Here is a 530-nt window from a genome sequence, read left to right as displayed (position 1 = left end):
TAATCAGATGCGCGGCTTACTGCTGGAGCAGGGAGTATCCATGCCCCAAGGCGAAATGGCCATCAGCCAACGTATCCCGCGAATACTGGAAGACGCCACTCAGCCATTACCCGATTTGCTGCGCGAATTAATCGCCGAACTGTTAGTTGAATGGGTTCATTTGGGCGACCGCGTCAACGTGTTGACCGGTCGGCTCGAAACAGCGGCGAAGAACGATGAGACAGCCAAGCGATTGATGACGGTGCGCGGAGTCGGTCCGATCATAGCCACAGCGCTGATGGCCAAGCAGACTGAGCCTGAACGCTTCGCCAATGCTCGACAGTTCGCCGCCTACTTCGGGCTGGTGCCTAGCCAGCACAGTAGCGGAGAAAAAATCCGGCTCGGCAAGATGAGTAAGAAGGGGGATGCGTATTTGCGCAGCCTGGCGGTCCAGGGTGCCCACGCCGTGTTAAGACAGGTGCGACCGGATTCAGAACAGCCAGACGACCAGCGGCTACAGCGTTGGGTATCTCGCCTAGGGCGCAAGGAGG

The 530-nt window shown here is 58.3% G+C and carries 1 protein-coding gene; it reads left to right on the top strand.

The window, feature by feature from the left end; all coding sequences use genetic code 11:
• On the top strand, nt 1-530 hold a 530-nt coding region (locus GIV35_RS27245; RefSeq protein ID WP_236266005.1), incomplete at both ends, for an IS110 family transposase.

This window comes from Pseudomonas sp. PA-1-6B (genome assembly GCF_021609545.1).
Lineage (GTDB): Bacteria > Pseudomonadota > Gammaproteobacteria > Pseudomonadales > Pseudomonadaceae > Aquipseudomonas > Aquipseudomonas fluorescens_BV.
This window is presented reverse-complemented; position numbering and strand designations above follow the sequence as displayed.